7 protein-coding genes are annotated in these 6,395 nt (G+C 60.5%); 3 read left to right on the forward strand and 4 right to left on the reverse strand.

Annotated elements, in window-relative coordinates; all coding sequences use genetic code 11:
* Nucleotides 1–119: 119 nt before the first annotated feature.
* Nucleotides 120–1,682 carry an OprD family outer membrane porin gene (locus QOC89_RS17040; protein WP_323046087.1) on the forward strand — a complete coding sequence of 521 codons (1,563 nt, stop codon included), beginning with the start codon at nucleotides 120–122 and terminating at the stop codon, nucleotides 1,680–1,682.
* Nucleotides 1,683–2,003: 321 nt separating this feature from the next.
* On the opposite strand, the gene QOC89_RS17045 is transcribed toward QOC89_RS17040, so the two are convergent.
* Both QOC89_RS17045 and QOC89_RS17050 read right to left on the reverse strand, forming a co-directional pair.
* Complete coding sequence (locus QOC89_RS17045; RefSeq protein ID WP_323046088.1) at nucleotides 2,004–2,645, reverse strand: dihydrofolate reductase family protein; 642 nt, start codon at nucleotides 2,643–2,645, stop codon at nucleotides 2,004–2,006.
* 340 nt (nucleotides 2,646–2,985) lie between these two features.
* Nucleotides 2,986–3,300: a hypothetical protein gene (locus QOC89_RS17050; RefSeq protein ID WP_323046089.1), complete on the reverse strand. Its 315-nt coding sequence runs from the start codon at nucleotides 3,298–3,300 to the stop codon at nucleotides 2,986–2,988.
* Between the two features lie 179 nt (nucleotides 3,301–3,479).
* Here QOC89_RS17050 and QOC89_RS17055 point away from each other — a divergent pair, with 179 nt between their 5' ends.
* Both QOC89_RS17055 and QOC89_RS17060 read left to right on the forward strand, forming a co-directional pair.
* The gene (locus QOC89_RS17055) at nucleotides 3,480–4,130 is read left to right on the forward strand and encodes an MAPEG family protein (protein ID WP_323046090.1); all 651 of its coding nucleotides are present in this window, start codon (nucleotides 3,480–3,482) and stop codon (nucleotides 4,128–4,130) included.
* Nucleotides 4,131–4,504: 374 nt separating this feature from the next.
* On the forward strand, nucleotides 4,505–4,807 hold the full coding sequence (locus tag QOC89_RS17060; RefSeq protein WP_323046093.1) for an antibiotic biosynthesis monooxygenase: 303 nt from the start codon (nucleotides 4,505–4,507) through the stop codon (nucleotides 4,805–4,807).
* A gap of 271 nt (nucleotides 4,808–5,078) precedes the next feature.
* Here the strand turns inward: QOC89_RS17060 and QOC89_RS17065 are convergent, their stop codons facing one another.
* Both QOC89_RS17065 and QOC89_RS17070 read right to left on the reverse strand, forming a co-directional pair.
* Entirely contained in the window at nucleotides 5,079–5,429 is a 351-nt protein-coding gene (locus QOC89_RS17065) for a DoxX family protein (protein WP_323046091.1), read from the reverse strand.
* The coding region (locus QOC89_RS17070) for an NAD-dependent epimerase/dehydratase family protein (RefSeq protein WP_323046092.1) at nucleotides 5,426–6,395 on the reverse strand (970 nt) is incomplete at its 5' end. The genes QOC89_RS17070 and QOC89_RS17065, both read right to left, overlap by 4 nt.

Below are 6,395 nucleotides of genomic sequence, written 5' to 3' on the forward strand. Positions count from 1 at the left end.
CGACGCGGCAGTCCGTCGCGCCGCTGGATTCGTTCGTCCTGTCATTATCGGGATGAACGATAAGCGTGGACTGGCTAACCGCGAGACGAGGATTCATCAAAATAACAGAGACGTTCCACATGAAAGATAGTCCAACTAAAAACCGGTCAGGAAAAACCCGTGCAGCCACCTTCTTTTACTGCGCGTTCGCACTGCCCGCGCTGACCGTCGGCGCGAATGCTTACGCCGATGACGTCGTATTGGAACCCGCCGCCGATACGAGTAAAACTCAAACACTCGCGCAAGCGCTTTCGTCTCCCCCGTCACAGTCGCAAGCTAACCCCTCGGGCAAGCGCAGGGCGGACCAAGGTGGCTCGCTGCGTAACGATCAACCGGACACCACCAACGCCGTTGTCAACGCGGAAGCCAGCCAGACCGTCACGCCGCCGGCACCGCCGTCGAGTCAGGCAGCGAGCAAGGGCCTTATCGGCGATAGCCATCTGGACCTGCAGTTCCGCAACTACGCCGACTACTTTCAGGCCCCTCCTTCGATCTATCGGCACGCGTGGGTCCAGGGCGCTCAAGTCAACTATGAATCGGGGTTCACGCAAGGTCTGGTTGGCTTCGGCGTCGACGCGTCGCTGTTCGCCGCGCTCAAGCTCGACGGCGGCAACGGCGCCGGCAATATGGTGCATGTCGGCAAGGACGGCGGCGGCTCGCAACAACTCGCGTGGGCTTACCCCGGCATGTATGACATCAAGGGGCGCATTTCCGAAACGGTCGTGAAGTACGGGCTGCAGGTCGTGACCAACCCGTTCCTCGAACCACACGACAACCGCGCTTTGCCGCCCACTTTCCTGGGTGTGTCGATGGTCAGTAACGACCTGGTTCATACGACGCTGGAGGCCGGCAGTTTCACTAAAGTCGACGCACGCGGCCACACGAATCTGACCAACCTGACTACCTCGTACGGCGGCACGCGCATCGACCGGCTGACTTACGTGGGCGGCACGTGGCACTACGCGAAGAACGGCGAAATGGCGCTGTATGTCGACCAGGCCGACGACGTCTGGCGTCAATACTACGGCTCGGTGGCGCAATCGTTCGGCGACCCGACCACCATCAAGTGGAGCGGTCTCGCGAACGTCTACTCGACGCACGATACCGGCGCATCACGCCAGGGGCATATCAACAGTAACGCGTACAGCCTGTCGGTCTCCGCGCAGCACGGGCCGCACGCGCTGCTGCTCGGCTACCAGCAGGTGCTCGGCGATCAATTCTTCGACTATGTCAACGAGACCAACGGCATCTACCTGACCAACTCGATGGACGTCGACTACAACGCACCGCATGAGCAGTCGCTGCAATTGCGCTACACGTTCGACGGTAAATACGCCGGCGTGCCGGGGCTCAAGGCGATGTTCTGGGGCGAGTATGGCTGGGGCGCGGATGCGTCGGCGGGTGCCGCTGATAATGCTTCGGCGTCGGCGCCGCTGCACGACCTGTACTGGAAGAATGGTGAACCGGTGCACGGCCACCATCACGAGTTCGGCTTCATTCCGAGCTATACGCTGCAAAGCGGGCGCTTCAAGGATACGAAGGTTACTTTCATCGCGATGTGGCACAACGCCTCGCGCTATTACTCCGATGGCAACAATATGGAGTACAGGTTGGTGGTGAATGTGCCGGTGAAGGTGTTCTGAAGCGAGTGGAATCACGGGCCCCTGTGCATAGGCGAACAAGAGCGTTGTTATCGTTCCAGCCGAACTGTGTCTACTGCGGTGGAACCCCGGCGGCGACTCTGACTACGTGGGCCGCGTGAGCGACGCGAAGGATGGCACACTGTTGGCTGAACGTACGTTCAGCACGCCCGTGCCGGAGTTGTCGTGGTGGAAAGAGCAAAGTGTTTCATTCGCGAGAGGCGGCAACGATTCTTCCTGGGTCAGCCTACCGCCATCGCTATATGACAGACTGTCAGCCAGATTGCCCTAGCAATGCAATCATTCGTCTCCCGAACGCCAACGTTACTTCGCGAGAACAATGTGCGTGGCTCGGTCCGTCGGTACATGCTCGACTGTCCGATATCCCAGAGCGCGGAGATCCAGGCCGCCAAAGAGCGATTCCCCCTGACCAAGCGCAACCGGAGCAAGGGCGAGGTGAATCTCGTCCACGTAGCCGGCCTGAACGTATTGCTTCACAGTCTCGACACCGCCGCCAATCTTGACGTCCTTTCCGGCCGCCGCTTCGCGCGCCTTTTCTAGTGCATCCTCAATGCCGCCGGAAACAAAATGAAATGTCGTTCCGCCTAACATTTCAATTGACGGTCGTGGATGATGCGTGAGTATGAAGGTTGGCGCATGATACGGTGGATTGTCACCCCACCAGCCTTTCCATTGATCGTCAGGCCATTCCCCACGAACAGGGCCGAACATGTTGCGACCGAGGATGAAGGCACCGAAACCTTCCATTGCTCGTTGCGCGAATCTGTCATCAAGGCCAATTTCACCATCTTCTTTGCCTAGCATCTGACGGAAAGTCCGCGTCGGGAAAAACCATTGAAAGATTTCCTCCCCCCGAACACCAAGCGGGTGATCCAAGCTTTGAGCGGTTCCCGCAGCAAAGCCGTCAAGCGAGACACTAAACCCGGCAACTCTGACCTTAGTCATTAATATCTCCGTTCGGCGCTTTGCGTGATGTGGCTTCGAAGCCAGATGACAGTTTGGCTCTCATCCACACGACGCGCGATACGACCGCAAATCGACAACGGTTCGACTCGGTGAAAACCCGAATGCGGAGTTCGTATCATAGGTGGATCTCGTCACCAGTGACCGCAATGCAGTGCATTGGTATCTGATGCAAACCGACGGCCAGCCGTCCCCGAAAGAAGGTGGAAGACCGACCGCCACACTCCTGCGGATGACAACCGTCTCGGATCCTGAACAGCCCTCCGGCCAGTCCCGAAGCGGCCGGTCAGAATCTGACCGCGGTGGCAATTGTCGCCACTCGTCAGTGGCGCTCTGGAACGCCATAAGCGCTGACGATGCGCGCGTCCTGCTCGGCAGTTGAGAACAGCTCCCACTCGAGCCCGTTCACATCGACGGTGCTCGAATAACCGTTTGCGGCATCGTCTTCGAAACCGACGTGTCGCAACTGCCCCGCCTTCTCGGGATTTTCGTTGATCGAGAAGTTGAGCAGATCGGTGCGCCACATCGCGTACTGGCTCGGCACCACGGCGGACGGTGGCTGTCCGAGGCGGCGGCTATAGTCAGAGATCGATTCGTCGAGGTTCGCGACGGCCAGCGCAATGTGAAAACGCTTCATGATGGGCTCCTGAATGGTTGTTCAATTTGAACCATCGTAACCGCGGCACACCAGCGCAACCAGTTCAGTGATTATGCCGGTATGTGTATTACCCGTCTCACGCAATACACTACGTCGCACGGGGCAAATACGCAGACCGATGCCGATGCCGCCGCACGAACCGCTCGGAGGAAAAAATCATGACCGACCCGACCCATCACGCCTCCGACTTTCGCCGGCAGCGTGCCGTCGGCATTGCTGGCATCGCGGTCGCCTCGCTGCTTGCCTCGGGGCTCTGGCTCGGCATCGATCTTTTGATGTCGCCGCTGCCGGGCATGGACAGCCTCGGCGCGCGGATGCTTCTGACGCTTAAATGCTGCTGCGCCGCAGTTCTGTTCTGCCTGGTGACGGGCGTCGAAGCCGTGGCGCACGAACGGTTGACGTCTCCCGCGTTCGATCCGCTGGCAGGCTTCGAGACGCGCAGGTTGCGCGTCAACCAACGGTACCTGCAGAACACGGTGGAGCAGTTCATTGTGTTTGCGCCGTCGCTGTTCGGCCTGGCTGCCTACTGTCCCGACGGTTCGTCCATGCGCGCGGTCGTGGCGACGACCGTAGTCTGGATCGTCGCGCGGGCCGCGTTCTGGCTTGGCTACCATCGCAGCGCAGCGCTGCGCGGGCTCGGCGCGCCCGGCATGGCGCTCAGCATGATTGTGCTGCTGTATGTGACGGGTCGGTTCGGGCGTGAGATCGCGGGGACGGTGGGAGCTATCGCGCCGCTTGCGGCGTTTATCGCGGTCGAGGCGGTATTGTTTTGGGGGACGCGGCCGGTTAAGGGAGGGTTGATGCGCTAGAGTCTGTCGGTCAGAGTGGCTCGGGCCGAGCCGAAGGAGACACTGATGTGTCTCCATAGCAGCCGAACGGGAAGCGTTAGTCACGTTTCGATCATGGAAACGCATTACCCTGAGTGCAGGACAACCATCGGCAGGATGCTGTCCGCGCTTCATGGAAAACGCCGACGAAGCTCGGTCACCCTCGTAAGGTCGGTTGCTCTTAATAGCTATGCGATAGCGTCGACTCGTAGTAGGCTCATCGTTAGATCCTGGTGCGACGGTGCATTCAACCAATACGCCATTAGCGACAGTTTGGGCGCGCGCCACGCATGCGTGAAGAGATCATAGGAGAGTTCCCGTCGATACCCGCAAGCGGCATCAACATGGAGGCAGGCATGGTCAAGACAGCGTTGTTCGTCCGGCTCGAAGCGAAGCCGGGCAAGGAGCAGGAAGTCGAAAGCTTCCTGATGGGCGGACTGCCGCTCGTCGAGCAGGAACCCGCGACGATCGCGTGGTTCGGGCTGAAAATCGCGCCATCGGTGTACGGCATCTTCGACGCGTTCCCCGACGACGCCGGACGCCGGGCGCACCTGTCGGGCAAAGTAGCCGAGGCGCTGATGGCGAGGGCTCCGGATCTTTTCGCCAAGCCGCCGGAAATCATGAACATCGATGTACTCGCGGCGAAGCTGCCGTCGTAGCCGCGTCGGCTTCCGGTGCGGGACTTGCTAGCGTCGCAGAGCTTGAACAATGAAACGTAGCTCGGCAGCAATGCGGTCGTAGTGGTACATAAAGCGGTGATCCGCGGCAGGTGACCCGGAGCCCCCAGCCCTCGCTACAAAAAGCGGACGCATGACGCACGCGATCAAACTGGAGTTGCTCCAATACCGCTATCCCCGTGCGCATTTCAAGTACCCGCAGCACGGATTGCCCGCGCGGCCCCGCGCTCACTCGCCTGGTGGCGACGACGCCTCAACCGCGGACCGCCACAGTAACCACAATGAGAGCCGAGAAGATCAGCGCAGGGGCGAGATGCCGGAACGGCTCCCGATTTCGGAGCAACGTGAAGAGCGCGCCAATCATGATCGCACTGGCCAGCGTTAGGCCTAAAACTCTGGTTTGTTGTCCAAGAAGAAGTGCTGCACTGAGCAGTTCGAGAGCGCCACAGAGCAACTGAAACCATGCCGGGTAACCCCAGCGTGCGAAGTCGCGCTTCACCGCGCCGCGTCTGGCAAGATTGACCACGCCAGCAACCGCGAATAGAACCGCTACGATCGTCGCGAGAATCGATTCGATAGATGCAGTGTTTAACGCCATCTTCATGCTCCGTTGCTTTGCTGAGCGTGCTTCTGTACAGAGAGGTCCGCAATCAGGCCGGGGCCATGGGGTTCCCACGCAAGGACTCTCCGGGCATGCTGGCCGCTTACCGTCTGGTCGAGCGCCAGTGCGTCAGCAAATGGCCCAAGCTCTTTGCGAGCATCGTCGAGCGGCCATAATTCGACACGGTCGGCGCCGACCGAGGTTCGAATCGCTTCGCCCATTTCGGCAACCGCAACGGCGTCTTCCGCGACCACGTTGAAGATCTGTCCCGTGACTCGACCGTCCCCACTTGCCATCCGCTCCACCGCGCTCAGATATGCCGTGGCGAGATCATCGACGTGCACGGCAGGCCAGTGGTTGCGACCATCGCCGACGACTCTCACACTGCCGGTCTGACGAACCATGCCGGCCAGCATGCCGAAGATGCCGCCGCCGTAGCCGTGCACCATCGCAGGCCTGAGGATCACCGCGCCAATCGAGCGGCGTGCTGCTAGCGCCAGCACCTGTTGTTCCACTGCGGGCCGCCAGGCGATGAGTGGTGTCGGGTTCAGCGCCGATGCTTCAGTCGCGCGCTCCCCCTCCGTATTGCCGTAGACCCAGGTGCCCGACGTATAGACAAACGCCGCGCCCGGATGCAAATGCGAAAGCATCGCTACAGTCGCGGCCTCGTCCGCAGCGGCGGCGGATGCATCGTTGGTCGACGCCATGTGCACCACGCCATCAGCGGTACCGGCAGTCGCGGCGAAAGACTGCGGTTCACGCAAGTCGCCGCCATGCAGTTTCACGCCGAAACGTGCCAGCGCGCTCGCGGCCACCGACCTGTCATCGCGCACCAGCGCCGTCAGCTGGTGGCCGAGGCTGATTGCCTTGCGCGCGACCGCTTGCCCGATGTAGCCCGTACCACCTGTAATGAATAGCTCCATAGCGTTCTCCTCGAGGATTGCCTGCGAAGTTGATAAGTGACACAAA

The sequence above is a fragment of the Paraburkholderia sp. genome (assembly GCF_034668105.1).
Lineage (GTDB): Bacteria > Pseudomonadota > Gammaproteobacteria > Burkholderiales > Burkholderiaceae > Paraburkholderia.

Coding starts and splice junctions, on each gene's coding strand:
- QOC89_RS17045 (WP_323046088.1), bottom strand. CDS start 2,645: ATGACTAAGGTCAGAGTTGCCGGGTTTAGTGTCTCGCTTGACGGCTTT.
- QOC89_RS17065 (WP_323046091.1), bottom strand. CDS start 5,429: ATGAAGATGGCGTTAAACACTGCATCTATCGAATCGATTCTCGCGACG.
- QOC89_RS17040 (WP_323046087.1), top strand. CDS start 120: ATGAAAGATAGTCCAACTAAAAACCGGTCAGGAAAAACCCGTGCAGCC.
- QOC89_RS17060 (WP_323046093.1), top strand. CDS start 4,505: ATGGTCAAGACAGCGTTGTTCGTCCGGCTCGAAGCGAAGCCGGGCAAG.
- QOC89_RS17050 (WP_323046089.1), bottom strand. CDS start 3,300: ATGAAGCGTTTTCACATTGCGCTGGCCGTCGCGAACCTCGACGAATCG.
- QOC89_RS17055 (WP_323046090.1), top strand. CDS start 3,480: ATGACCGACCCGACCCATCACGCCTCCGACTTTCGCCGGCAGCGTGCC.